Here is a 26,484-nt window from a genome sequence, read left to right on the forward strand (position 1 = left end):
AGCCGCGATTGATACGACCCCATAGTCCGTAGGTGATGTCCTCCGTGGGACGCGTCCAGACGGCTCGAGAATCAAGCACTCGTGGTGGGGGGTTCCGGGTGATGGTCGAATCGGTGGTGAAGCAGTCCTTGGAGTCACTGCGGGCCAAGGGAATTCCCGCGGCGGATGAATCCCTGCCCGAGGTGCGGCCCGGCGGCGGTGATGTCTGGGTTTTGTCCGCTGCTCAACAAAGAATGTGGTTCCTGGAGCAGCTCGAGCCGGGAAATGCCTCGCAGCATCTGCTCCAGGCGTGGCGCGTGCGAGGTTCTATTGAGCCAGGATTGTTACAACGGGCCGTGGACGCGCTCTTCTGGCGTCACGAGGCGTTGCGGCTGGTCATCCTCCCGGGCGCGGCCGGGCCCCAGCAACGGCTCGGAGAGGCCCGCTCACTGGTGTTGACATCGAGTGACCTGTCGGCGGCGGCCCACCCGCGGGAGGCCCTGGCGGAGCTGGTGCGCCAGGACGCCCGCGAGCCCTTCCAGATGGAGCGAGGACCCCTGCTGCGTCTGAGGTTGGCGCGGCTCGCGCCGGATGAGCATGCTTTAGTGTTGACCATTCATCACATCCTTTCGGATGGAGCCTGGACCGGCGAGGTTTTCCTGCAGGAATTGGCGAGCCTGTATGACCAGCTCGTGAAGGGCGAGGCTCCCCAGCTGCCCCCCCTGCCCGTGCAGTATGGCGATTATGTGAACTGGGCGGAGCGGCATGTGATGCCCGGGCCCGCCGAGGAGGACGCGTGGCGGCGGCGGCTGGCGGGAGTCCCCTCCGTGTTGGAGTTACCCGCGGATGCGCCCCGGCCGCCCCGACAGACATTCCGCGCGGGCCGCGTCGACGTGACGGTGCCCCCCTCCCTGCAGCAGACGCTCGAGGCGCTGGCGGCACGGGAAGGGGTGACGCTCTTCTCCCTGCTGCTCACGGCCTTCACCACGTTGCTGCATCGCCACTCGCGCCAGGAGGAGCTGGTGGTGGGCTGGCCCGCGCCCCTGCGCTTCCGCCCCGAATTGCAGGGGCTCATCGGCTACTTCGGCAATCCCGTTGCGCTGCGCTCCCGGCTGGAGCCCCGGACGCGGGGCCTGGACGCGGCCCGGCGGATGGACCAGGAGGTCCGCGAGGCCAATGCCCTGGCCACCCTCCCCTTCGAGCGGCTGGTCACGCTGCTGGGCGTGGAGAGGGATCCGAGCCGCCATCCGCTCTACCAGGTCATGTTCGAGCTGCTGCCCGCCCAGCCCACCCGCCGCGCGGGAGGCTGTACCTTCTCGCCCCTGGACGTGTTCTCCGGGCTGGTGGCGTACGACGCCACCCTGCTGCTGGAGCCTCGGGACGGCGGGCTGGTGGGCGCGCTGGACTTCAACGCGGATCTGTTCGGCCGGGCGCGCATGGAGCGTCTGGGCGCCCAGTACCTCCACCTGTTGGAGTACCTCGCCGCCGAGCCCCAGGCGCCGCTCTCCGGATTGCCGTTGCTCTCGCCCCAGGAGGAGCGGACCCTGCTCGAGGAGACGGCCCTCGGTCCGGCCGTGGAGGGCTCGCAGGTGGCGGCGCTCGAGCGCTTCGAGCAGCAGGTGCGGCGCACTCCCCACGCCCCGGCGCTCGGCTTCGGGCCGAAGGTGCTCTCCTACGACGCGCTCAACCGCCAGGCCAACCAGCTCGCTCATGCCCTGCGGCGCATGGGCGTGGGCCCCGACACGCTCGTGGCCCTGTGCGTGGAGCGCTCGTTGGAATTGCCGATGGCGTTGCTCGCCATCTGGAAGGCGGGCGGTGGCTTCCTCCCGCTGGATGTGAACAATCCCCGGGAACGGCTCGCCTTCCTGCTGGCCGACGCGGGGGTCCGCGTGGTGCTCACCCAGGAGCACCTGCTCTCGCGCCTCCCCGTCACGGACGCCGCGGTGCTGTGCGTGGACCGCGACGCGGAGCGGATCGCCCGCGAGCCCGAGGAAAATCCCGCGCACGGCGCCGGGTTGGATCATCTGGCCTACGTCATCCACACCTCGGGCTCCACGGGCACGCCCAAGGGGATCGCCATGATGCACCGCTGTCTGGCCAATCTGGTGGCCTGGCAGCTCACCCACCCCCGGCTGGGTGGCGTGTCGCGCACGCTCCAGTTCGCCTCGCTCAACTTCGACATCTGCTACCAGGAGCTCTTCACCACCTGGGCCGTGGGCGGCACGGTGCTCATGGTGACGGAGGAGGTGCGCCGGGACGCGGCGCGTCTGCTGGACGTGCTGGAGCAGGAGCAGGTCTCCCGGCTGTACCTGCCCTTCATCGCCCTGCAACAGTTGGCCCGTGTGGCGGACGAGCGAGGCGCCGCCCCCCGTTCCCTGCGCCAGCTCATCACCGCCGGGGAGCAGTTGCAGGCCACGCCCGAGTTGCAGCGCCTGCTCGCGCGCATGCCGGAGTGCTCGCTGCACAACCAGTACGGCCCCTCCGAGTGCCACGTGGTGACGAGCCATGATCTGGCGCGAGAGCCCTCGGCCTGGCCCCGGCTGCCGCCCATTGGAAGGCCCTTGGGAAACCTGCGCCTGCTGCTGTTGGACGGGAGCGGACGGCCCGTGCCCCAGGGCGTACCCGGAGAGGTCTTCCTGGGTGGCCCCGCCCTGGCGCGCGGCTATCTCGGCCGCCCCGCCCAGACGGCCGAGCGGTTCGTTCCCCATCCCTTCGAGCCCGGCGCCCGGCTCTACCGCACCGGAGACCTGGCGCGGCTGCGCGAGGACGGAGAGCTCGAGTTCCTTCAACGCGTGGACGCACAGGTGAAAATCCGCGGATACCGGATCGAACCGGGAGAGATCGAGGTGGCGCTCAGCGAGCACCCCGCCGTCGAGCAGGCCCATGTGCGGCCCTACCTGGATTCCACCGGCGAGCGGCGGCTGGTGGCCTATGTGGCGGCTCGGCTGGACGCTCCCGCGGCGGAGGTCACCGAGGCCGAGCACGTGGGCCGCTGGCGCTCCGTCTGGGACGAGACCTACCGGAGCTCGGCGCGCGCCGAGGGGACGTTCGACCTCGCCGGCTGGAACGACAGCGTCCGGGGTGAGCCCCTGTCCCCCGAGGAGATGCGCGAGTGGGTGGAGTCCACGGTGGCCCGGGTGCGCGCGCTCGAGCCCAGGCGCGTGTTGGAGATCGGCTGCGGTTCCGGACTGCTGCTCCACCGGCTGGCTCCCGAGTGCGAGCTGTACTGGGGCACGGATCTCTCGGACGTCACCATCCGCCGGCTGGAAGAGCAGCTCCGGGCCGGTCCGCCCGCGCTCGCGCAACGGGTCCGATTGGAGACGCGGCCAGCCGAGGACTTCTCCGGATTGTCCGAGGCGGCTTTCGACACCGTCGTCCTCAACTCGGTGACGCAGTTGTTTCCCAGCGTGGACTACCTGCTGCGCGTCATCCAGGGCGCCCTGCGGCTGTTGCGCCCGGGCGGGAGCCTGTTCGTCGGTGACGTGCAGAACCTGCGGCTCTTCGAGCTGTTCCACTTCTCGGTGGTCCTGGCCCAGTCCCCGGCCGAGCTGGACGCGGCCCCACTGCTCGGGCGCGTGCATCAACGGATGTTGCTCGATGAGCGTCTGTACGTGGACCCCGCCTTCTTCCCGGCCCTGGTGGGCCAGGTGCCCTCGCTCGGCGCCGTGGACGTGCGGCTCAAGCGTGGCAGCGGCGGCAACGAGATGAACTGCTTCCGCTACGACGTGGTGCTGCGGCGCTCGCCCGTGGCCGAGGCCCCCGCATCCGAAGTGCCCACGCTGGAGTGGGAGCGGGACGGACTGTCCCTGGAGCGCGTGCGGCGCATGCTGGAGGAGCGGCCCTCGGGGTTGCTCCTGCGCCAGGTGCCCAATGCCCGCACGGCCGAGGACGCGGCACGCCTTGCGCTCCTGCGCTACCGAGGCTCGCCCCTCACCGTGGGCCGGTTGATGGCGCTGCCCGCGGTGGCGTCCTGTGAGCCGGAGGCGCTGTGCCGCCTGGCGGAGTCCCTGGGCTATGGGTGTCAGCTCGACTGGAGCCCCGAGGCGGAGGACGGTCGCTTCGACGCGCTGCTGCACCTCGGCTGGGTCCGGTGGACGCATCCGCCACGGCCAACCCGGCCCTGGCGCGACTACGCCAACCCCCCGCTGCTGGCGAGCCAGCGCCGGGAGCTCCTCGGCGGCCTGCGTGCCCAGCTCGAGCGCACGCTGCCTGAGTACATGGTGCCCTCCTCGTTCGTGCTGCTCCCCGAGCTGCCGCGCAAGCCCACCGGAAAGCTGGACGTGGCGGCCCTGCCTCTCCCGGAGCCCACCCAGGCCGAGCACGCGGCGAGCCATCTCGCGCCGCGCACCCCCACCGAGCGCAAGCTCGCCGAGCTCTGGCGGCGCGTGCTCGGGGTGCAACGCGTGGGGGCGCACGATGACTTCTTCCAGCTCGGGGGCCATTCGCTGCTCGCCACCCGTCTGCTGTCGCTCATCCGGAGCGAGCTGGGCCTGGAGCTGCCCCTGCGGGTGCTCTTCGAGCAGTCCACCCTGGCCACCATGGCGGGCTGCATGGACGCGCGCGGCTGGTCCACCCAACAACCCTCATCCGCCCAGGCGACCGAGGAGGGCGAGATTTGACCCCGGGAGAATTGCTCGCACACGCCTCGGGGCTGGGCGTGAGGCTGTGGGTGGAGAACGGACGGCTGCGGTTCCAGGCGCCCACCGGAGTGATGACCTCCGAGTTGCAGTCCCGGCTGGCCGCCTCGCGCGGCGAGTTGATCTCCCTGCTGCAACAACTCCAGGGCCCCCAGACGGCCTCGGCCCCCATGGCCCGGGTATCGCGTGAGGGTCCGCTGGCGCTCTCCTTCGCCCAGCAGCGGCTGTGGTTCCAGGAGCAGTTGCACCCCGAGGCTCCCGCCAACAACCTGACGGGCGCGGTCCTGCTCTCGGGCCCGCTCGAGGTCGCCGCGATGGGCGAGGCCCTGGCGGCGTTGGTGGCGCGGCACGAGTCGCTGCGGACCACCCTGGGAGCGGCCAATGGCGTTCCCCATCAGCTCGTGGGCGCCCCCTGGCGGCCCCCAGTCGAGCCCGAGGCGCTTCCAGGCCCGTCCGCCGACGAGCGGCTGGAACAGGCGCGTCAGGTGGCCCGGGACGAGTCCGCGCGCCGCTTCGACCTCGGGCGCGAGCCTCCCCTGCGCGTGCGCCTGCTGCGTCTGGACTCCCAACGCTTCGTGCTCGTGCTCAGCCTGCACCACATCGCCGCGGATGGTGTGGGCCTGCAGGTGCTCGAACATGACCTGGCGGTGCTCTATCGCGCGGCGCGCTCGGGCACCTCGTCCCCGTTGCCCCCGCTGCCCGTGCAGGTGGCCGACTTCGCCGCGTGGCAGCGGCAGTGGGTGGAAGGCCCCGAGTACCCCGCCCAGCTTGGCTACTGGAAGCGCCAGCTCGCGGGGCTCTCTCCGGTGGAGCTGCCCACGGATCTTCCCCGGCAGCGCGCCTCGTCGATGCGCGGCGCGGAGGTGCGCCTGCCCCTGCTCTCCGGTCCCCAGGCCCGACGGCTGCGTGCGCTCGGCCATGACGAGGGCGCCACGTCCTATATGGTGCTGCTCGCCGCCCTGGGCGTGCTCCTGCGGCGCTGGACCCGGCAGGAGGACCTCGTCATCGGCGGCGCCGCCGCCAACCGCCACCGCCCGGGACTGGAGGGCATCCTCGGTTTCTTCATCAACGTGCTCCTGCTCCGCGTGGACGTGGGCGGCAACCCGCGCTTCCGCGAGCTGGTGCGGCGTGTCCGCCAGGTCTGCGTGGAGGCCTACTCCCACCAGGACCTTCCCTTCGACCGGCTCGTCGACGTGCTCCAGCCCGGCCGCGAGCGCGGGGACAGTCCGTTCTACCGCGTGGCGCTCGCCGTCAGCGACACCCCGTGGATGCCGGGCCATGGCTTGAAGCTGGAGGGGCTCGAGTCCCAGCCCCTCGACTTCCCCCGGGGCGTGTTGGATCTGGAGCTGCACCTCTGGGTCTACGACACCGAGGATGGGATGACGGGCCGGCTCGAGTACGCCGTGGACCTGTACTCGGAAGCCACCGCCCGGCGACTGCTGGAGGGCTTCCGCCAGGTGCTGGAGGCCGTGGTGGAGGCCCCGGATCGTCCCATCAACGCGCTGTCCGTGCTCGGCGAGCGTGAGCGCGAGCTCCAATTGTTCGCGTGGAATCGCACCGAGCGGACCTATCCCCGCGAGGCCACCGTCCACGCCCTGTTCGAGGAGCGCGCCCGGCGATGCGCCCAGGCTCCCGCGGTGCGCTACGGCGACCGGACGTTGACGTATGAGGAGTTGGAGACACGCGCCCACCGGCTCGCCCGGGGACTCGCCGCGCGAGGCGTGCGCCGGGGGGACCTCGTGGCCCTGCGCCTGGAGCGCTCGCCGGAGCTCATCGTCTCCATGCTGGCCGTGCTCAAGGCTGGCGCGGCCTACGTGCCGCTCGATCCCGCCTACCCCGTTCCGCGCCAGGAATTCATGCTCCGCGACTGCGGTGCGCGCCTGCTGCTGCACCTCGGGCCCCTGCCGTTCACTCCCTCCTGCTCCACGCTGGACCTGGGGGTCTGGGACTCCTCGTCCGACGTCCCCGGCGCCGCCGTGCTCCCCGAGGGCTCCGCGGACGATCTCACCTACGTCATCTACACGTCCGGCTCCACGGGACAGCCCAAGGGTGTCGCCGTCTCCCACCGCGCCATCTCGCGGTTGGTGCTCGGCACCGACTATGTCCGGATCACCCTCGAGGATCGGGTGGCCCAGGCCTCCAACGCCTCGTTCGACGCCGCGACCTTCGAGATCTGGGGCGCGCTGCTCAATGGGGCCCTGCTCGTGGGTCTGTCCTCGGAGCAGGCCGTCTCCCCGAGCCGGCTGGCCGAGGCCCTTCGCAAGCTGCGGGTGTCCGTGCTGTTCGTCACCACCGCGCTCTTCAACCACGTGGCGCGCGAGCAGCCGGAGGCGTTCGCCCCCCTGGACTCGCTGCTCTTCGGCGGCGAGGCCGTGGACCCCGTCAGTGTCCGGCACGTGCTCGAGCGGGGCGCCCCGCGCCGGTTGCTACACGTGTACGGGCCCACGGAAAACACCACCTTCTCCACCTTCCACCTCGTGACGTCCGCGCCCCTTCCGGGCCACACGGTGCCCATCGGCGGGCCCATCGCCAACTCCCGGCTGTACGTGCTGGATGAAGGGCTCCAGCCCGTCCCGGTGGGCGCCATCGGCGAGCTGTACCTCGGAGGGGATGGCGTGGCGCTCGGCTACCTGGGCCGTCCCGACGCCACCGCCGAGCGCTTCGTGCCGGATCCCCACGGGCCCGTGCCCGGCGGCAGGCTCTACCGCACGGGAGATCTGGCGCGCCTGCGCGAGGATGGGGCCGTGCTCTTCGTGGGCCGCGTGGACCGGCAGGTGAAGCTGCGGGGCTTTCGCGTGGAGCCCGCGGAGATCGAGGCCCACCTGCGCGAGCATCCCGGGGTGGCCGCGGTGGCCGTGGAGCTGCACGGCGAGGGCACGGCGCGGCGACTGCTGGCCCACGTCGTCCCTCATCCGGGCCACCGTCCCGGGACCGACGAGCTGCGCGCCTTCCTGCGCACCCGTCTGCCGGAGTACATGATTCCGGCGGGCTTCTCCCTGCTCGACGCGCTGCCCCTCACCCCCAACGGCAAGCTGGACCGCGCCGCGCTGCCGGAGCTCCTCCCCACCGGTTCCGGCCCGGAGCAGGCACCGCTCGTGCCTCCCCGGGGACCCATCGAGTCCCTGCTGGTGGACATCTGGCGCGACGTGCTCGGCGTGCCCCGCGTGTCCGCGCACGATGACTTCTTCACCCTGGGAGGCCACTCGCTCCAGGCCACGCGCGTCGTCTCCCGCCTGCGCGAGGCGTTCCGGGTCGAGGTGCCTCTGCGCGCCTTCTTCGACGCGCCCCTGCTCTCGGAGCTGGCCGCCCAGGTGGAGCGCCTGCTCGGCAGCGGGCAACAACGGCCCGAGCTGCTCGCGGCCTCCCGGCCCTCTCGGCTCCCGCTGTCCTTCGCCCAGCAGCGGCTGTGGTTCCTCCAGCAGCTCGCGCCCCAGAGCACCGCCTACCACATCCTCGATGCCTGGCGGTTCCACGGCGCCCCCGATGCCCATGCCCTGACGCGGGCACTCACCTGGCTCGCGCACCGGCACGAGTCGCTGCGCACCACCTTCGATGTCCACGACGGCTCGCCCCAACAGCACATCCACGCCCCGGCCGAGGTGCCTCTGGCGCGGGTGGAGCTGCGCTCCCATGGCCCACGCGCCTGGGAGGAGGCCGTGCGGTGGATGCGCACCGAGGCGCTCCGGCCCCTGCCGCTCACCGAGGGGCCGCTCATGCGCGTGTCCCTGCTGCGGCTCGGGGACACCGAGCACGTGCTGTTCCTCGAGCTGCACCACATCATCGCGGATGGTTGGTCCCTGGGCGTCTGGAGCCGCGAGCTGTCCCGGTTGTACGAGGCCGCGCTCGACGGCACCGCTGACCCCCTGCCGCCTCCGCTGGTGCAGTACGCGGACTTCGCCCTGTGGCAGCGCGACTGGTTGCGCGGCACCGTGCTGGAGGCGGAGCTGGGTCACTGGCGCGAGCGGCTCGCGGGACTCGCCCCCTTGCGGCTGCCCGCCGACTACGTCCGCCCGGAGGTCCAGGGCTTCAACGGCGCGGCCCACCGCTTCACGCTCCCGTCCTCGCTCACACGGGCCCTGCGGGGGCTCGGCCACGAGCAGGGCGCCTCGCTCTTCATGGTGCTGCTGGCCGGCTTCAAGGCGCTGCTGTCGCGCTACTCCGGACAGCGGGACATCGCCGTGGGCGTGCCCATCGCCAACCGCACGCGCGGCGAGGTGGAGGGCCTCATCGGCTTCTTCGTCAATACGCTCGTGCTGCGCACCCGCTTCGAGGATGACCCTTCCTTCCGGGAGCTGCTCGCGCGAGTGAGGGAGTGCACGCTGGAGGCCTATGCCCACCAGGACGTGCCCTTCGAGCGCATCGTCGAGGAGCTGCAGCCGGAGCGGCAGGCCAATCAGAACCCCCTGGTGCAGGTCATCTTCGCGCTCCAGAACTCGCCCCGCGAGCCGTTGCGCCTGGGCGGCCTGGAGGGCGAGCACCTGGAGTACCTGGTGGCCACCACGCGCTTCGACCTGGAGATGCACCTGTGGGAGGAGGGCGAGGAGCTGAGCGGCATCGCCGTCTATGACCGCGAGCTGTTCGGCGCCCGCACCGTGGAGCAGCTGGTGGAAGCCTGGCGCACGCTGCTGGAGGGCGTGGCCCGGAGCACCGCCACGCGCGTGACGGAGCTCCCCCTGGTGTCCCGCCGTGAGCTGCCGCGAGAGGTTCCCCCCGCGCTCCCTTCCGCGCTCGAGGAGTCCATGGGCGCCCGCTTCTCCTCCGTGGCCCGGCGGCGCGCCGACGCCATCGCCCTCACCCAGGACGGACGGCACATGTCCTACGCCGAGCTCGAGGAGCGCTCGGAGCGGCTGGCCCGGAGGCTCGTGGCCGTGGGCGTGCATCCGGGAGACCGGGTGGGCCTCGTCACCGAGCGGAGCATGGCGCGCATCATCGGCCTGCTCGCCATCCTCAAGGCCGGTGCCGCCTACGTGCCGTTGGATCTCCGTCAGCCCGCGGCCCGGCTCGGCCGCCTCATCGACTCCGCCGGCGTGCGGTGCGTGCTCGCGACAGGAGCCGCCCTGGCCGAGCTTGAGGCCCTGGGCCGCCCGCTCACCCTGGTGGATGCCGAAGCGGTGCCTCCCGACGCCCCGGCGCTCGTGCCCGGCCGTGCTCCGGGCGGAGACGCGCTCGCCTACGTCCTCTTCACCTCCGGCTCCACGGGCGAGCCCAAGGGCGTCTGCGTCCCCCACCGCGCCGTGCTGCGGCTCGTCCACGCGCCCTCCTACGTCCAGCTGTCCGAGCAGGAGGTGGTGCTGCACTACGCGCCCCTGGAGTTCGACGCCTCCACCTTCGAGATCTGGGGCGCGTTGCTCAACGGGGCACGGCTCGTGTTGATGCCGCCGGGTCAGCAATCCCTGGAGCGCCTGGGCCGGGAGCTCCGCTCCGAGCAGGTCTCCACCCTGTGGCTTACCGCCGGGCTCTTCCGGCTCATGGTGGACGAGCAGCTGGAGAGTCTGCGCGGCGTGCGCCAGTTGCTCGCGGGCGGCGACGTGCTGCCAGTCCCCCAGGTCAACCACCTGCGAGCCACCCTGCCCGGCTGCCGCCTCATCAACGGCTACGGCCCCACCGAGTGCTGCACCTTCGTGTGCTGCCACACCGTGGAGGAGCTGACGTCGCCGGGCAACTCGGTGCCCATCGGGACGCCCATCGACGTAGGCCAGGCCTGTGTGGTGGACGAGCGGCTGGAGCCCGTGCCCGAGGGCGCACCGGGCGAGCTGTGCATCGGTGGACCCGGCCTCGCGTGGGGCTACCTGGACCATCCGGCGCTCACCGCCGAGCGCTTCATTCCGGATCCTCTCGGCCGGGCTCCTGGCGCACGCGTCTACCGCACGGGAGACCGGGTGCGGCTGCGGCCCGAGGGGACGCTCGAGTTCCTGGGCCGGGTGGATCAGCAGCTCAAGGTGCGGGGCTTCCGCATCGAGCCCGGTGAGGTGGAGGCCGCGGTGCTCACCCATCCCTGTGTGCAGTCCGCCGTGGTGGTGGGCCGCGACGGCCCCGGAGGCATCAAGGAGCTGGTCTGTTACGCCACGCCCCGGGTGGATGCGCCCAACGCGGGCGAAGGGTCCGAGCAGGAGCAGCGGCTCGTGCGCGAGTGGGAGTCGGTGTTCGATCGCCACCTGTACCGCGAGGAGGCCGTGGGTGGCTCGCCCACCTTCAACATCGTCGGCTGGAAGAGCAGCTACACCGGCGAGCCCGTACCCGCCGGGGAGATGCGCGACTGGCTGCGCCACCGCGTGGAGCGCGTGCGGCACCTGGCGCCCCGCTCCCTCCTGGAGATCGGCTGCGGCACGGGACTCATGCTCTTCGCGCTGCTGCCCCACTGCGAGCGTTACGTGGGCACGGACTTCTCCCAGTCCGCGATCGACTACGTCGGCCAGCACCTGCCCACGGAGGCGCGCTCCCGCGTGGAGCTGCTGTGCCGCACGGCGGATGACTGGAGCGGCATGGCCCCCCGCTCGTTCGACACGGTGGTGATCAACTCGGTGGTGCAATACTTCCCCTCCGAGGAGCACCTGCGGCAGGTGCTCGAGCACTGCATCGACGCCACCACGGAGGGCGGAAGTGTCTTCGTGGGCGACGTGCGCAGCCTGCCCCTGCTGGAGGCCTTCCATGCGTCCGTGGAGCTGGAGCGCGTGGGGCCCACCGCCTCGCTCGGCGAGTGGCGCGAACGGGTGCGGCGCGCGGTGCTGGAGGACAACGAGCTGGTCATCGATCCGGCGTTCTTCGTGGCGCTGGCCCACGCGCACCCCCGCGTGCGGCATGTGGACATCGAGCTGACGCGCGGCACGCATCCCAATGAGATGTCGCGTTTCCGCTACAACGCCGTGCTGCACATCGGCTCGCGGCCCGCGCCGTCCGAGGCACCGGTGGAGTGGTTGACGTGGAGCTCGCCGGGCGTGGACCTGGAAGCGCTCCGGGAGCGGTTGCGGCGCGAGCCCCGGCCCCTGGGCGTGGCCTCCATCCCCAACGCGCGTGTGCTGCCCGCGAGCCAGGCCGCCGAGGCACTCCGTCCGACCGGAGGCGTGCGGCGCATGGAGGACCTGCGACGGCGCGTGGCCCAGCCCGAGCCCGAGGCGCAGGATCCGGATCTGTTCTGGGAGCTGGCCGAGTCGCTCGGCTACGTGGCCGGGGTGAGCTGGTCTCCCGGGCGGGAGGATGGGGCCTTCGACGTGCTCTTCCTACCCGCGTCCCGGGAGATGCCCCGGTGGCTGGGGCCCACTCCGCTCGGACAGCTCCCGCCCGAGGCCTGGGCGAGCCGGCGCCTGACGTCCGAGCCCCGGCGGGCCAGCCTCTCCTTGGGACTGGGCAGCACCCTGCGTGCCCACCTCCAGGCCCGGTTGCCGGACTTCCTGGTGCCCTCGCGCTTCGTCATCCTGCACGCGCTGCCGCTCACGCCCAACGGCAAGGTAGACCGCGCCGCCCTGCCTCACCCCGAGCCGGCCCGCACGGGCTCGGCCGCCCTGGTGCCTCCCAGCAACGAGCTGGAGCGGCTCATCGCAGAGGTGTGGCGAGACGTGCTCGGGCTGGAGGCCGTGGATCGTCAGGACAACTTCTTCGACGTGGGAGGCCACTCGCTCCTGCTGGTCCAGGTCTGCAGCCGTCTGGAGGCCCGGCTGGGCCGGCGCATCGAGCTGGTGACGCTCTTCCGCTTCCCCTCCATCGCCGCTCTGGCGGAACACCTCGCCGCCTCCGAAGCGCCGCGAGGAGAGCTGGCCCAGGTGCAACGCAACGCCGCCGAGCGCGCCTCGCGGCAACAGCAGGCCGCCCAGCAGCGCCGGGCCCGGCTGAACCGAGGATCCGCCCATGACGCGTAGTGCAGACGAAGCGCCCCTGTCTGGCATCGCCGTGGTGGGCATGGCCGGCCGCTTCCCGGGCGCGCCCGACGTCGACACCTTCTGGGCCAACCTGGTGGCGGGCACCGCGTCCATCTCCTTCTTCTCCGACGCGGAGTTGAAGGCGGCGGGCGTGCCCGAGTCCGTGCGCCGCCGCCCCGACTACGTCCCCGCCAAGGGCGTGCTCGCGGGCGTGGAGCAGTTCGACGCGGGCTTCTTCGGTTACTCGCCGCGCGAGGCCCAGCACCTGGATCCCCAACAGCGGCTGATGCTCGAGTGCGCCTGGGAGGCCCTGGAGGACGCGGGCCTGGACGCGACGAAGCTGCCCGAGTGGGTGGGCGTATACGTGGGCGCGGGCGACACCAGCTACCGCTTCCACCTGCTGCGCGGGCACGTGGATCCGCTCGGGGGCTCCAAGGAACCCGCGGGCTTCTTCGGCAACTACCCGGACTTCCTCGCCACCCGGCTGGCCTACAAGCTCAACCTGCGCGGCCCCGCGCTCGGCATCCACACCGCGTGCTCCACATCGCTCGTCTGCATCAACCTGGCGGCGAGCGCGCTGCGGGGCTTCGAGTGCGATCTCGCGCTGGCGGGAGGTGTCTCGCTGCGGCTGCCGTCGAGCTCGGGCTACGTGTACGAGGAGGGAGGCGTGGCGTCGAGGGATGGGCACTGCCGCCCCTTCGACGCGAGCGCGGGCGGCACCGTGGCGAGCGACGGCGTGGGGCTGGTGGTGCTCAAGCGCCTGGACGACGCGCTCCGGGATGGAGACCCCATCCACGCCGTCATCCGGGGCTGGGCCCTCAACAATGATGGGGCCGCGCGCGCGGGCTTCACCGCTCCCAGTGTCGAGGGGCAGTCGGAAGTCATCGCCCTGGCCCACGCGGCGGCGGAAGTCGACGCACGGGACATCTCCTATGTGGAAGCGCACGGCACCGGCACGCCCCTCGGCGACCCCATCGAGGTGGCGGCGCTCACCCGGGCCTTCCGCGCCAATACCCCAGACGTGGGCTTCTGCACGCTCGGCGCGGTGAAGTCGAACATCGGCCACCTGGATGCCGCGGCGGGCGTGGCCGGCGTCATCAAGACGGTGCAGGCACTGCGCCACCGCGTCCTTCCTCCCACCCCGCACTTCGAGCGCCCCAACCCCGCGCTCCACCTGGAAGAGAGCCCCTTCGTCGTGCGCACAAAGGCGCTCCCGTGGGAGAGCCCCCGGGGTCCCCGCATCGCGGGCGTGAGCTCCTTCGGCATCGGCGGCACCAACGCCCATGCCCTCCTGCAGGAGGCGCCCGCCCCGGCCCCCACCGCTCCCGCGCGGCCCCACCAGTTGCTGCTGCTGTCCGCCCGGAGCCCCAACGCCCTGGAGGCCATGGCGTCCCGGCTCGCGGCCCACCTGCGCCGCAACTCCACCCTGGCGCTGGCCGACGTCGCCTATACCTCGCACGTGGGCCGGAGCCGCTTCGCCTACCGGCGGGCGCTCGTCTGCCGCGACCTGGACGAGGCCGTACGGCTCCTGGAGACACCCGAGCCCCGGCCCGCAGAGCCCGTGTCGCATGAGGGCGGCCAGCCTCCCCTGGTGATGATGTTCCCAGGCCAGGGCACTCCCGTGGTCGACACCGCGCGCGCCCTCCATGACTCGGAGCCCCGCTTCCGTGAGGAGGTGGAGCGCTGCGCCCGGTTGCTGCGCGTCCCGCTGGAGCTGGACGTGCGCGACGTGCTCTTCCCCGCGCCCGGGCGCGAGGACGAGGCGCGCCGGCTGGCCTCCCAGACGCGCGTGGCCCAGCCCGCGCTCTTCACCCTGGAGTACGCGCTGGCCCAGACGTGGAGGGGTTGGGGACTCGAGCCCGCCGCGCTCATCGGCCACAGCCTGGGCGAGCTGGTGGCGGCATGTGTCGCGGGGGTGTTCTCCCTGGAGGACGCGCTGCGGCTCGTGGTGGCCCGCGGCCGGCTCATGCAGGAGTGCGCACCGGGAGCCATGCTCGCCGTGCCCCTGCCCGAGTCCGAGCTGACGCCGCTGCTCGGCCCGTCGCTGTGCCTCGCCGCGGAGAATGGGCCCAGGGCCTGTGTCGTCTCGGGCCCGGACGAGGCCGTGCGCGTGCTCGCGGCCACCCTGGAAACGCGCGGTGTGGCCACGCGCCGCCTGGACACCTCCCATGCCTTCCACTCGCCTTCCATGGACGGGTGTCTGGGGCCTCTCACCACGTTGCTGCGGCGCATGCCGCTCAACGCCCCTCGCATCCCCTGCCTCTCCGGCGTCACCGGCCAGTGGCTCACCCCCGAGGAGGCCACGGATCCCTCCTGGTGGGCCCGGCAGTTGCGCGAGCCCGTGCGCTTCTCCCGTGCCCTCGGCACGCTCTGGAGCCTGAAGAATCCCGTGCTGCTCGAGGTGGGCCCGGGCGCCACGCTCACCTCGCTCGCGCGGCGACACCCCGAGCGCCCCGCCTCCACCCGCGAGGTGGAGAGTCTGCCCACCCGCCCCTCGTCCCGGCCCTCGTGCCTCGAGGACGCCATGGGGGAGCTGTGGCGGGCGGGGCTCGAGCTGGACTGGAACGCCCTGCACGCGGGCCGCCGCCAGCGCGTGCGGCTGCCCCCCTATCCCTTCGAGCGACAGCGCTACTGGATCGAACCGGAGGTGCCCATCGCGGCTCCTCCTCTCGCGTCCGCCTCCGAGGCTCCGGCCTCCGAGGCTCCGACGTCCGAGGCTCCGACGTCCGAGGCCCGGCGGCCCCTGGAGGAGTGGATCCATCAGCCGAGCTGGGAGCCGGCCGCGCTCGAGAATTCCGTGAGCGCGCCCCCCGAGGGCCCCGTGCTCGTGTTCGGCGATGCCCTGGGGCTCGCGGAGCGGGTGCTGGCCCGATGGATTCCTCCGGGCTCCTCCCCGCGCATCACCCGCGTCGAGGCAGGCACGGACTTCTCGCGGCTCGGCGAGGACTCCTTCCGCATCCGTCCCGCGCACGAGGAGGACTGGAACGCGCTCGTCCAGGCACTCCGGGACTCGGGGCGGCTGCCCCGACACATCCTCCACGCCTGGACGGTGACTCCGGCGCCGGGCTCTCAGGTCCGTCTGGCTCCAGGACTCCTGGACCAGGGATTCCTCGGCCTGCTGCAGTTCGCCCGTGCCCTGGGCACCCACGCACCCGAGACCTCTGTGCGGCTCGAGGTGCTCTCCAGCTTCATGCAGGCGGTGACGCCCGAGGCGCCCGTGGAGCCGCTCAAGGCCACCCTGCTGGGCGCGTGCACGGTGCTCCCGCTGGAGTATCCCCAGTGGACGTGCCGGAGCCTGGACGTGCGCGCCGACGGGACGTGGAGCGAAGACCTGGTGCGTGCCCTCGCCACCGAGCTCGGTACCGCTCCGGACGAGGCCTCGGCCATGGTGGCCTGGCACGAGGGAAAACGGTGGGTGCGGCGCTTCACCCGTCAGGCGCCGGGCGCATCCGCTCCGGAGCCACCGCTGCGCGAGCGCGGCGTCTACCTGGTGGCGGGCGGCCTCGGGGGCATCGGTCTGGTCCTGGCGAGGACCCTGGCGCGGCGGGCACGGGCACGGCTGGCGTTGCTCACCCGCTCCGCCTTCCCGCCCCGGGAGGAGTGGGCGAAGTGGATGGAAGGGGCCGCGGAGGACGCGGTGCCCTCGTGGCGGGACGAGGCGGACCCGTCCGAGCGCCGCCGGGTGCAACACCGCATCCGGTGTGGGCGGGAGCTGGAGCGGCTGGGTGCCGAGGTGGAGGTGTACGTGGTGGACGTGGCCGATGCGTCCGCGATGCGGGCCGTGGTCGGCCAGGTGCGTGCCCGCTTCGGCGCCATCCACGGTGCGCTGCACGCCGCCGCCACCTTCGACGATGGCGTCATCCCACTGCGCAGCCGCGAGCAGTCCGAGCGCGCCCTGCGCACCAAGGTGCTCGGCAGCGTGGTGCTCCACGACGTGCTCGCGGGCGAGCCGCTCGACTGGTTCGTCCTGTGCTCCTCACTGGCGGCCGTGATGGGCTCGTTCGGCCAGGCCGACTACTGCGCGGCCAATGCCTTCCAGGATGCCTATGCGCACGCCCTGCGCATCGGAGGCCTCGCGGGTGCCAAGGCGCTCGACTGGGGAACGTGGCGCGACACGGGGGCCGCCATGCGGCTGGTGGCGCGGACCCGGGGCGCTTCCCGTGAGCCCGCCCCGAGTCCCCTCGAGCACGTCCTCTTCGACAGCGAGTGGCACGGCCCCTCGGGGGAGCGCGCCTTCGGCCTGACGCTCCGAGGAAGCGCGGACTGGTTCGTCGCCGAGCACCGGCTGGGCGGTGTGCCGACCCTGCCGGGCGTGGCCTACCTGGAGTTGGCGCGTGCCGCCTGCGCGCAGGTGACGGGCACCCAGACGGTGGAGGTCTCGGAGCTGTGGTTCCTCGTCCCCCTCGCCGTACCATCGTCCGAATCCCGTCACGTGCGCGTCGTCCTCCAACCCCGGGGCGAGGGCTTCGAGCTGCACGTGGAGAGCCGCGCTCCAGACGCTCGCGCATGGCGGGAGCATGCCCGGGGACACGTGCGGGCCATTCCCCCGGTCGTCGAGCAGGTCCAGCCCGAGCTGTTGCGCGCCGCTTGTGACCAGGAGGAGCCCGTGCCCGGGGCACCGTTGGAGCAGGGCCCCGTCGACGCGGGTCCCCGCTGGCACGGTCTGCTTCAGTGGGTGCGCCGGGGTCCCCGGCAGAAGCTCGCACGGTTGGATCTGCCGGAGGCATTCCACGGCGACCTCGCGCGCTTCCAGCTCCATCCAGCGTTGATGGACATCGCCACGAGCTACGCGATTCCCGGGGGCACGCCGTGGCTCGCCTTCGGCTACGAGCGCGTGCGCATCCAGGGCCCACTGCCCGCCCGGGTGCTCAGCCACGTGAGCCTTCCCGAGGACACGGGCGCGGAAGCTCGCGAGCTACGCCTGCAGGTGCGCCTGCTCGATCTCGAGGGTGGGGAGCGGGTGCGGATCGACGGCTACCTGCTGCGGCCCTACGACAAGCCCGCCGCATCCCCCGCTCCGGCGCGGGACAACGTGGAGCTCACGCTCGGCACGCCAGGGCTCCTGGAGAGCCTGGGCACGCGCGCGTGTGCCCGTCCCGCTCCCGGCCCCGGTCAGGTGGAGATCTCCGTGGCCGCCACCGGCATCAACTTCCTGGACGTGCTGGGCGCGCTCGGCATGCTGCCCGCGCTCGAGGCGGAGGAGCAGGTGTTGGGACGCGAGTGCTCGGGGCGCATCAGCGCCGTGGGCGAGGGCGTCACCGGTCTGAGCGTGGGCGACGAGGTGCTGGCCATGGCCGCGGGCAGCTTTCGCGCCCACGTGCTCGTCGACGCGAGCCAGGTCGTCCTCAAGCCCTCCACCCTGTCGCTGTCCGAGGGCTCGGCCCAGCTCGTGCCCTTCGCCACCGCGTACTACTCCCTGTTCCCCGTGGGCCGGTTGCGGCGCGGGGAGCGCGTCCTCATCCACGCGGCGGCCGGAGGACTGGGGCTCGCCGCCGTGCAGCTCGCCCAGCGCGCGGGCGCGGAGATCTTCGCCACCGCGGGCAGCGAGGCCAAGCGCGAGCACCTGCGCTCGCTCGGCGTTGCCCATGTGCTGGACTCGCGCGATGCCTCCTTCGCCCGGGAGATCCGCGAGCGCACCCACGGGCGGGGCGTGGACGTGGTGCTCAACTCGCTCGCGGGCGAGCTGCTGCTCGCGGGCCTGTCCGTCCTCGCTCCGCATGGCCGCTTCCTGGAGCTGGGCAAGAGGGATCTCCACGCGGATCTCCGCGTGGGCCTGCGCGCCCTCTCCCGGGGACAGACCTTCGCGGCCATCGACTTCGGCCCCCACCATCCGGACTTCCGCGCGGTGCTCGAAGAGGTGACGGCGCGACTGGCCCGGGGCGAGCTCCAGCCGCTGCCCACCCGGCTCTTCCCCGCCGAGCGCGCCGCCGAGGCCTTCCAGTACATGGCCCGCGCCCGGCACATCGGCCGCATCGCCGTGAGCATGGACGGAGTGGCTCTGGCACCCGCCGCGCTCCCCTCGTCCGAGGAGGCGCCGCGTCCCCCGTGGGAGGACCCCCAGCTCGCCGAGGGCATCTCCTCCGAGGAGGGCGCGGAGATCTTCCTGCGCGCGCTCGCGTCGCCGGGCGCCCGGCTCCTCATCTCTCCGCAGGACTTCGGCGCGTGGCTGCGCGGACAGAGCGGGGAGCGGGGCGTGCGCGAGAAAGAACGCCTCGTCACCGCGGGCGCCTCGTCGCCCTCCTCGCCGGTGCCTCCGTCCTCGCTGGAGCAGGTCATCATCCACGTGTGGAAGAAGCACCTGGGCGTGGAGCGGGTGCTGCCCACCGACAGCTTCTTCCAGCTCGGCGGAGACTCGCTCCTGGGCATCCAGGTGGTGGCGGATCTCCGCAAGCAACTGAATCTGGAGCTGCCCGTCTCCACCCTGTTCAGCCACCCCACCCTGTCCGCGCTCGCCGAGGCTCTTCGGGCCCGCCAGGCACCGAAGGTGGACGCGCCCTCCGTTGTGTCCCCGGCCTCCTCCGTACCGGCGCTCGTGCCGGAGCCCTCGGCGCGCTTCGAGCCCTTCCCCCTCACCGACGTGCAGGAGGCCTACTGGGTCGGCCGCCGGTCCGCGTTCGAGCTGGGCGGCGTCGCGGCCCACGGCTACTTCGAGATCGAGAGCCCCGGCCTGGACGTGGAGCGCTTCATCCACTGCTGGCGGCAGCTCATCGAGCGTCACGACATGCTGCGGATGATCGTCCTGCCGGATGGCCGTCAGCAGGTGCTCGCGCGGGTGCCCGAGTACCAGCCCGAGGTGATCGACCTGCGCGGCCTGCCGCCCCAAGAGGCCGAGGCCCGCCGGCTCGCGTTGCGCGAGCGCATGGCGCATCAGGTGCTCGACAGCGAGCGCTGGCCGCTGTTCGAGATCGTCCTCTGTCTGGACTCGGGAGGCCCGCGCATCCACATGAGCATGGACGCGCTGGTGCTGGATGCGTGGAGCTCGGCCGTGCTGCGGCGCGACTTCTCGCGGCTGTACCACTCGCCCGAGCAACCCCTGGAGCCGCTGGCCCTCACCTTCCGCGACTACGTGCTGGCCGAGCGCAAGCAGCGCGAGGGTGCCGCCCATGAGCGGGCCCGGGCCTACTGGTGGGCGAGGCTGGACTCGCTGCCGCCCCCGCCCGAGCTGCCCCTGGTGCGGGAGCCCTCCACTCTGGTGAACGCCCGTTTCACGCACCGCGAGGCGCAGCTCGCCCCGGCGCTCTGGACCCGGCTCCAGGCCCATGCCCGAGCCCATGGACTCACGCCGTCCGCGGCCTGCATGGCGGCCTTCTCCGAGGTGCTCGCCCGCTGGAGCCGCTCGCCGCGCTTCACCCTCAACCTCACGCTCTTCCAGCGCCTGCCCCTGCACGCCCAGGTGGACGAGCTGGTGGGTGACTTCACCTCGCTCGTGCTGCTCGAGGTGGATGCCCACTGCGCTCCGAGCTTCGCCGAGCGCGCGACCCGCCTCCAGGCGCAGCTGTGGCGCGACCTGGAGCACAGCGGCATCAGCGCCGTGCAGCTCATCCGCGAGTTGGTGCGCACGGGCCGCCGCGCGCCGGGCGCCATCGTCCCCGTCGTCTTCACCAGCGTGCTCAGCCTGGACGCACGAGGCCCCTCGGGCAGCCTGTCCTTCTTCGAGGGCGAGCTGGTGTACAGCGCCAGCCAGACGCCCCAGGTGTGGCTGGACCACGGCGTGCACGAGGACGCGGGCGCCCTGGTGCTGTCGTGGGACGCCGTCGACGCGCTCTTTCCTCCGGGCATGGTGGACGACATGTTCTCCGCCTACCAGCGCCTGCTGGAGGGGCTCGCCACCGAGGAGGCCTGGACGAGCGCACTTCCGGAGTTGCTGCCACTCACCCAGCGCGAGCTGCTCGCGCGCTACAACGACACCCGTGCCGCCCTTCCCCCGGGACGGCTGGAGGAGGGATTCCTCGCCCAGGCCCGCCGCACTCCCGAGCGCCCCGCACTGCTCGCGGCGGATCGCACGCTGAGCTATGGCGAGCTGGCCCGGCATGCCGGGACGCTGGCCGCGCGCCTCGTCGAGCGCGAGGTGCAACCTCGAGAGCTCGTCGCCATCGCCATGCGCAAGGGCTGGGAGCAGGCCGCCGCCGTGCTCGGCGTGCTCCAGGCCGGCGCGGCCTACCTGCCGGTGGATCCCGAGCAGCCCTCGTCCCGGCTCCACCAGATTCTGGAGGAGGGCCGCGTGCGCGTGGTGCTCACCCAGTCGGCGCTCGAGGCGCGCGTGTCCTGGCCTTCGGGCGTCCAGGTGCTCGAGGTGGATCGCGTGGCCCCCACGGACGAGACCGTTCCGCCCCGGGGCTCGCCGGAGGAACTGGCCTACGTCATCTATACCTCGGGCTCCACCGGCCGGCCCAAGGGCGTGGCCATCGAGCACCGGGCGGCGCTCAACACCGTCGTCGACATCAACACCCGCTTCGGCTTCGGCCCCGAGGACCGCATCCTCGGCCTGTCCGCGCTGACCTTCGATCTGTCCGTCCAGGACATCCTGGGGCCCCTGCGCTTGGGCGGAGCGTTGGTGCTGCCCTTCGCCGAGCAGGAGAAGGATCCCGCCCACTGGTGGGAGCGGCTGGTCTCGGGCCTCGTGACGGTGTGGAACTCCACGCCGGCGCTGATGGGGCTGCTGGTGGAGTACGCCGAGGGCCGGGGACTCGCCCTGCCCCCAGCGCTGCGCCTGGTCCTGCTCAGCGGGGATTGGATTCCCGTGGATCTGCCCGGACGCATCCGGGCGCTCGGCGCGCACGTCCAGGTGGTGAGTCTGGGCGGAGCCACCGAGGCCTCCATCTGGTCCATCTTCCATCCCATCGGCGAGGTGTCCCCCTCCTGGAAGAGCATTCCGTATGGCACCCCGCTGGCGAATCAGCGCTTCCACGTGCTGGACGCACGGCTCATGCCCCGGCCGGTGGGCGTGCCGGGCGAGCTGTACATCGGCGGCGTGGGTCTGGCGCGCGAGTACTGGGCGGCTCCCACGCTCACCTCGGAGCGCTTCATCCACCACCCCGTCACGGGCGAGCGGCTCTACCGCACCGGAGACCACGGGAGGATGCTGCCCGAGGGGGTCATCGAATTCCTTGGCCGGGAGGACTCGCAGGTCAAGGTGCAGGGCTTCCGGGTGGAGCTGGGGGAGATCGAGTCCGCCCTGGCGCAGCACCCGGCGCTGTCGGCGAGCGTGGTAGCGGCGAGGGGCCAGCCCCGAGGAGAGCGGCGGTTGGTGGCCTACGTGGTTCCCCGTCCGGGCCACGGCCCCTCGGTGGGCGAGCTGAGACGTTTCCTGGCGGAACGGCTCCCGGCCTACATGGTGCCCTCCACCTTCGTGACGCTGGAGTCCCTGCCCCGCAGCCGCAACGGGAAGATCGCCCGGGACCAGTTGCCCGAGCCTCGGGAGCAGACCGCCACGCCGACGGCTCCGGCCCCCTCGACGCGCCAGGACGCGCTCTCTCAGCGGATGACGGCCCTGGTCATGGAAGCCCTGCGGCTGGAGCGCCTCGAGCCCGACGACAACCTGTTGGACCTGGGTGCCGACTCCGTGGCGCTCATCCGGCTCATCAACCGCCTGGACACGGAGCTGCGCTTCCGGCCGAGGCTCGCCGAGCTCTACTCCCATGCCTCCGTGAAGGGACTGCTCGCGCTGCACGGCCGCATGGCGGGAGAGACACCGAGGGCGCCCGTCCGGAGTGAGGCGCCACGCGCCGCCCCTCGCCTCGTCGAGGATCGCGAGGCCTTCAAGGCCAGCCGTCCCGGCCTGCGCCGCTTCCCCGAGAACACCGCCGCGGTGGCGTTGGACGCGGGCACGTCCACCCCGCCCCGGCGCCGCAGCATCCGCGCCTACGGGCTCGAGCCGGTGAAGCGGGAGCAGCTGGGCCGCCTGCTGGCGCCACTGCGCGAGCTGCGCGAGGGGGACGCCATGCGCTACCTCTATGGCTCCGCGGGCGGGCTCTACCCGGTGCAGACCTATCTGCACGTCAAGCCCGGCCGGGTGGAGGGGCTCGTGGCGGGCACCTGGTACCACGATCCGAGCACGCACCGGCTCGTCCCGCTCTCCATGGGCGCCGAGTTGGATCGCCGCATCCACGACGCGTACCAGAACCGTCCCACCTTCGACGCGGCCGCCTTCTCCATCTTCCTGGTGGGCCGCATGAGCGCGATCGAACCCATCTACGCCGAGCACTCGCTGCACTTCGCGACCCTGGAGGCGGGGTTGATGACGCAGTGGATGGAGCTGGAAGCGGCCACTCACGGGCTCGGGCTGTGCCAGATCGGCGAGCTGGACTTCGCCCCCGTGCGCCCGCTGCTGCACCTGGACGAGGACCATGTGCTGCTGCACAGCCTGGTGGGCGGAGGGCTTCCGCCCCAACGAACGCAGGGAGAAGCACCCACGCAGGGACCCGGTGCGCCGTCGCGGCAGGTGGCGGACCTCTTGCGACAGGTGAAGGCGCTCAGCCCCGAGGCGGCCCGGAAGCTGCTCGACGCGCGCCGCGGGCCTTCCGGAGATCGAGATGAGTGAGTTGCACGACGAGCTGGCGGACCTGTCACCCGAGCAGCGGGAGCTGCTCTCCGTGCTCCTGCGCGAGCGGGGCCTGGACGAGGGTGCGCTCCTGGTGCCAGTGGCGCGCCGACCCGAGGGGCTGCCGCTGTCGTCGGCCCAGCAGCGCATGTGGTTCCTGCAGCAGCTGCGGCCCGGCAGTCCCTTCTACAACGTCTACGCGGCCCTGCGGCTCACCGGAGCGCTGGACACGGCCTGTCTCGTGCGCGCCCTGGACGCCTTCGTCCAGCGCCACGAGCCCCTGCGCACCGTGTTTCCCTCCCACGAGGGACAGCCCCGCCAGCGCATCCTCGCGCCCGCGCCGGCGGTGCTCGAGCGGTTGGACCTGAGCGCCCTGCCCGCCGAGGCGCGCGAGGCCGAGGTGCACGCAGCGGTGGAGCGCGCGAGCCTCGGCGCGTTCGACCTGGAGCACGAGCCGCCCTGCCGCTTCCAGTTGGTGCGCCTGGGGCCCGAGGAGCACGTGCTCACCTTCGCCACGCACCACATCGTGGCGGATGGCTGGTCGCTCGGCATCTTCGTGCAGGAGTTGACGGCGCTGTACTCGGCCTTCCTGCGCTCGGAGCCGCCCGCGCTGCCCGAGCTGCGGGTGCAGTACGTGGACTTCGCGCAGTGGGAGCGCGGCCGGCTGGAGGGAGGGCGCGAGCGCGAGCTGTTGGAGTACTGGCGGCGGCGGCTCGAGGGACTGCCCGAGTCGAGCACCCTCCCACCGGATCGTCCCCGGCCGCCCCTGTCCCGGCTGGAGGGCGCGCTGCTGGACTTCTCGCTGCCACCGCGGCTGGTGGGCGTGGTGCGTGCGCTCGCGCAGAAGCACCGGGTCTCCCTCTTCACCGTGCTGCTGGGGGCCTTCGAGTGGTTGCTGGCCCGCCGCGCCGGTCAGTCCGAGGTGGCGGTGGGCATCCCCATCGCGAACCGGAACCACGCGGAGCTGGAAGGGCTCATCGGCTGTTTCGCCAACACCCTGGTGGTGCGCGCCCGTCTCTCCGAAGCGGCGTCGTTCTCCACCTGGCTCCTCCACGTGGCCGAGGAGCTGCACGGCGCATTCGAGCACCAGGAGGTGCCCTTCGAGCGTCTGGTGGACGTGCTCCAGCCCGAGCGCCGGATGGATCGTCATCCGCTCTTCCAGGTCTTCTTCGCCATGCAGCAGCATCCGCTGCGGCGCGCCCCGCCGCCGGGCCTGGCGGTGTCGGAGTTCCCCTTCCGCAGCCGCGTCGCGCGGTTCGATCTGGAGCTGCACGTCTGGGAGTCCGCCCAGGGACTGGAGGGCACGCTCATCTATGACGTGGGCCTGTATGACGAGGCCACCGTGGCGCGCTTCCTGCGCGACTACGAGCGGCTGCTGGAGCGCGTGACGGAGGACCCCGAGCTCACGTGGGAAGCACTGGCGCGAGGGCCCGCGGCGCCGCCCGCGCTCGTGGAGACACCCGCGCTCGTGCGCGCCGGGGACGCCCCTCGCACCCTGGCCGAGGCCCTGCTCCAGACGGCCCAGCGCTTTCCCGGCTCGGGCGTGCGCTTCCTGGACGCGCAGGGAGGCCACACGGCCTGGTCCCTTCCAGAGTTGGTGGAGCGGGCGCGGCGCCTCGGGGCCGGTATGCGGGGCTGGGGGCTCGTGCCGGGCGACCGGCTCGTGCTGGTGCTCGGGAGTGACGAGGAGACCGTCGAGGCGTTCTGGGCCTGTCAGCTCGCGGGGCTCGTTCCCACCCTCCTTCAGCCGCCGCCCGCGGGCAGCGAGGAGGCCCCCGCGCTCTCCCGGCTGCGGCGCGCCCGGGAGATATTGGGCGGGCCCCGGGTGCTCACCCGCGAGGCGTTGGTGACGGAGCTGAGCGGACGGCTCGGGCTTCCCTCCCCGAGTGTCATAGGGAGCATCGAGGCGCTGCGGGCCTCGGGAGGCGAGCTGCCCGAGCACACCGGGCGCCCGGAGGACCTGGCGCTCCTGTGCATGACGTCGGGCACCACCGGCCTGCCCAAGTGCGCCATGCTGACGCACCGCAACCTGCTCCTGCGTGCGGAGGCGGCCAACGTCGCCCTGGAATGCCAGCCCGGGGAGCGCAGCCTCGCGTGGTTGCCGATGCACCACATCGGCGCCCTGGCGGACTGGCACCTGCGCCCGTTGCTGGCGGGTGCGGAGGTGTTCCACGCCCCCTCGGTGGAGATCCTCGCCGAGCCCCTGCGCTGGCTGGACTGGGCCGAGCAGCACGGCATCACCCAGACCTGGGCGCCGAGCTTCGCCTATGGCCAGGTGGTGGAGCGGCTGCGTCAGGAGGAGTCGAGGCGGTGGAACCTGTCGGGCATGCGCGTGCTCCTGAGCGCCGGAGAGCAGATTCCCGCGCCCATGGTGGAGGAGCTGTCGCGGCGGCTCGCGCCGTCGGGCCTGCGCGCGGAGGCCTTCGTGGGCGCCTGGGGCATGACGGAGACGTCCTGCGGCGTCACGTACACGTGGCGCTCCGGGAGGCCCGTGCCCGTGCACACGCTGGACAAGCCGGGCGGCGGTGGCGCGATGCGGTTGGTGGAGGTGGGCGCCCCCATCGCAGGCGTGTCGCTGCGCGTGGTGGACGAACGGGGCGCCGTGCTGCCCGAGGGGCTCGTGGGGCGGTTGCAGGTGCGCGGCGAGGTGTGCATCCCCGGCTATTACGCGGACCCCGAGGCCTCTGCCGCACTGCTCACCCCGGAGGGTTGGGTGGAGACGGGGGACCTGGGATTCCTGTCCCAGGGCGCGTTGACGATCAGCGGCCGCATCAAGGACCTGGTCATCATCCACGGCGCCAATTTCTCCTGCCTGGAGATCGAAGCCGCGGTGGAGCAGGTGGACGGGGTAGAGCCGGCCACCGCCGCGGCGGTGGCGGTGCGTCCGGGCGAGGGCCAGCGCGATGAGCTGGCCGTGTTCTTCGTCCCCTCGGCGGGGATGGGACCCCTGGCCGCCGCGCTCTCGCGCATCCGCCAGTACGTGCTGGAGCGCGTGGGCGTGCGCATCCACCACCTCGTGCCCATCGAGGCGCACCAGCTACCGCGGACCGAGGGCGGCAAGCTCCAGCGCGCGGAGCTGCGGCGGCGCTTCGAGGCGGGTGAGCTCGTGGCGCCCCGGCTGGAGGGGGGCCCCGCGACGTTGCGTCCCCTGGAGCAGCGCATCGCCTCGGTGTGGGCCGAGATCCTCGGCGTCCAGGAGGTGACGCCGGGCACGAGCTTCTTCGATTTAGGCGGCAACTCCATCCTCCTGGTGCGCGTGGAGCGCGCCCTGCGCCAGCGGCTCGGCGTGGAGGTGATGCTGATGGATCTCTTCATGCACCCCACGGTGCGCTCGCTGGCCGAGCACCTGGAGCGGCGCGAGGCCCCACCTCCCACGCCGCCTCCGGAGGCCTCGGCCGAGCGCCAGCGGGAGTTGCGCAGCGCGGCGCTGGAGCGGGGACGTGCGCGCCGCCGGGCACAGCAGGACAAGGACTGA

Annotated in this window: 4 protein-coding genes; all 4 read left to right on the forward strand. The window is 72.4% G+C overall.

Annotated features, from left to right (window positions below; genetic code table 11):
* The first annotated feature begins 101 nt into the window (after positions 1–101).
* Genes DAT35_RS08750 through DAT35_RS08765 form a run of 4 tightly spaced genes read left to right on the forward strand, consistent with a single transcriptional unit; the run spans position 102 to position 26,484 of the window.
* Entirely contained in the window at positions 102–4,598 is a 4,497-nt protein-coding gene (locus tag DAT35_RS08750; RefSeq protein WP_255415174.1) for an amino acid adenylation domain-containing protein, read from the forward strand.
* Positions 4,595–12,469 carry a non-ribosomal peptide synthetase gene (locus DAT35_RS08755; protein WP_146209640.1) on the forward strand — a complete coding sequence of 2,625 codons (7,875 nt, stop codon included), beginning with the start codon at positions 4,595–4,597 and terminating at the stop codon, positions 12,467–12,469. The genes DAT35_RS08750 and DAT35_RS08755 overlap by 4 nt, the downstream gene beginning before the upstream one ends.
* The gene (locus DAT35_RS08760; protein WP_108066491.1) at positions 12,459–23,009 is read left to right on the forward strand and encodes a hybrid non-ribosomal peptide synthetase/type I polyketide synthase; all 10,551 of its coding nucleotides are present in this window, start codon (positions 12,459–12,461) and stop codon (positions 23,007–23,009) included. The genes DAT35_RS08755 and DAT35_RS08760 overlap by 11 nt, the downstream gene beginning before the upstream one ends.
* Entirely contained in the window at positions 23,002–26,484 is a 3,483-nt protein-coding gene (locus tag DAT35_RS08765) for a condensation domain-containing protein (RefSeq protein WP_108066492.1), read from the forward strand. Before DAT35_RS08760 ends, DAT35_RS08765 begins: the two co-directional genes overlap by 8 nt.

The organism is Vitiosangium sp. GDMCC 1.1324 (assembly GCF_003044305.1).
Classification (GTDB): domain Bacteria; phylum Myxococcota; class Myxococcia; order Myxococcales; family Myxococcaceae; genus Archangium.

Bases quoted from the DNA above. Each gene is read 5' to 3' on its own strand.
- DAT35_RS08750 (WP_255415174.1), top strand. From the start codon at position 102: ATGGTCGAATCGGTGGTGAAGCAGTCCTTGGAGTCACTGCGGGCCAAG.
- DAT35_RS08760 (WP_108066491.1), top strand. From the start codon at position 12,459: ATGACGCGTAGTGCAGACGAAGCGCCCCTGTCTGGCATCGCCGTGGTG.
- DAT35_RS08765 (WP_108066492.1), top strand. From the start codon at position 23,002: ATGAGTGAGTTGCACGACGAGCTGGCGGACCTGTCACCCGAGCAGCGG.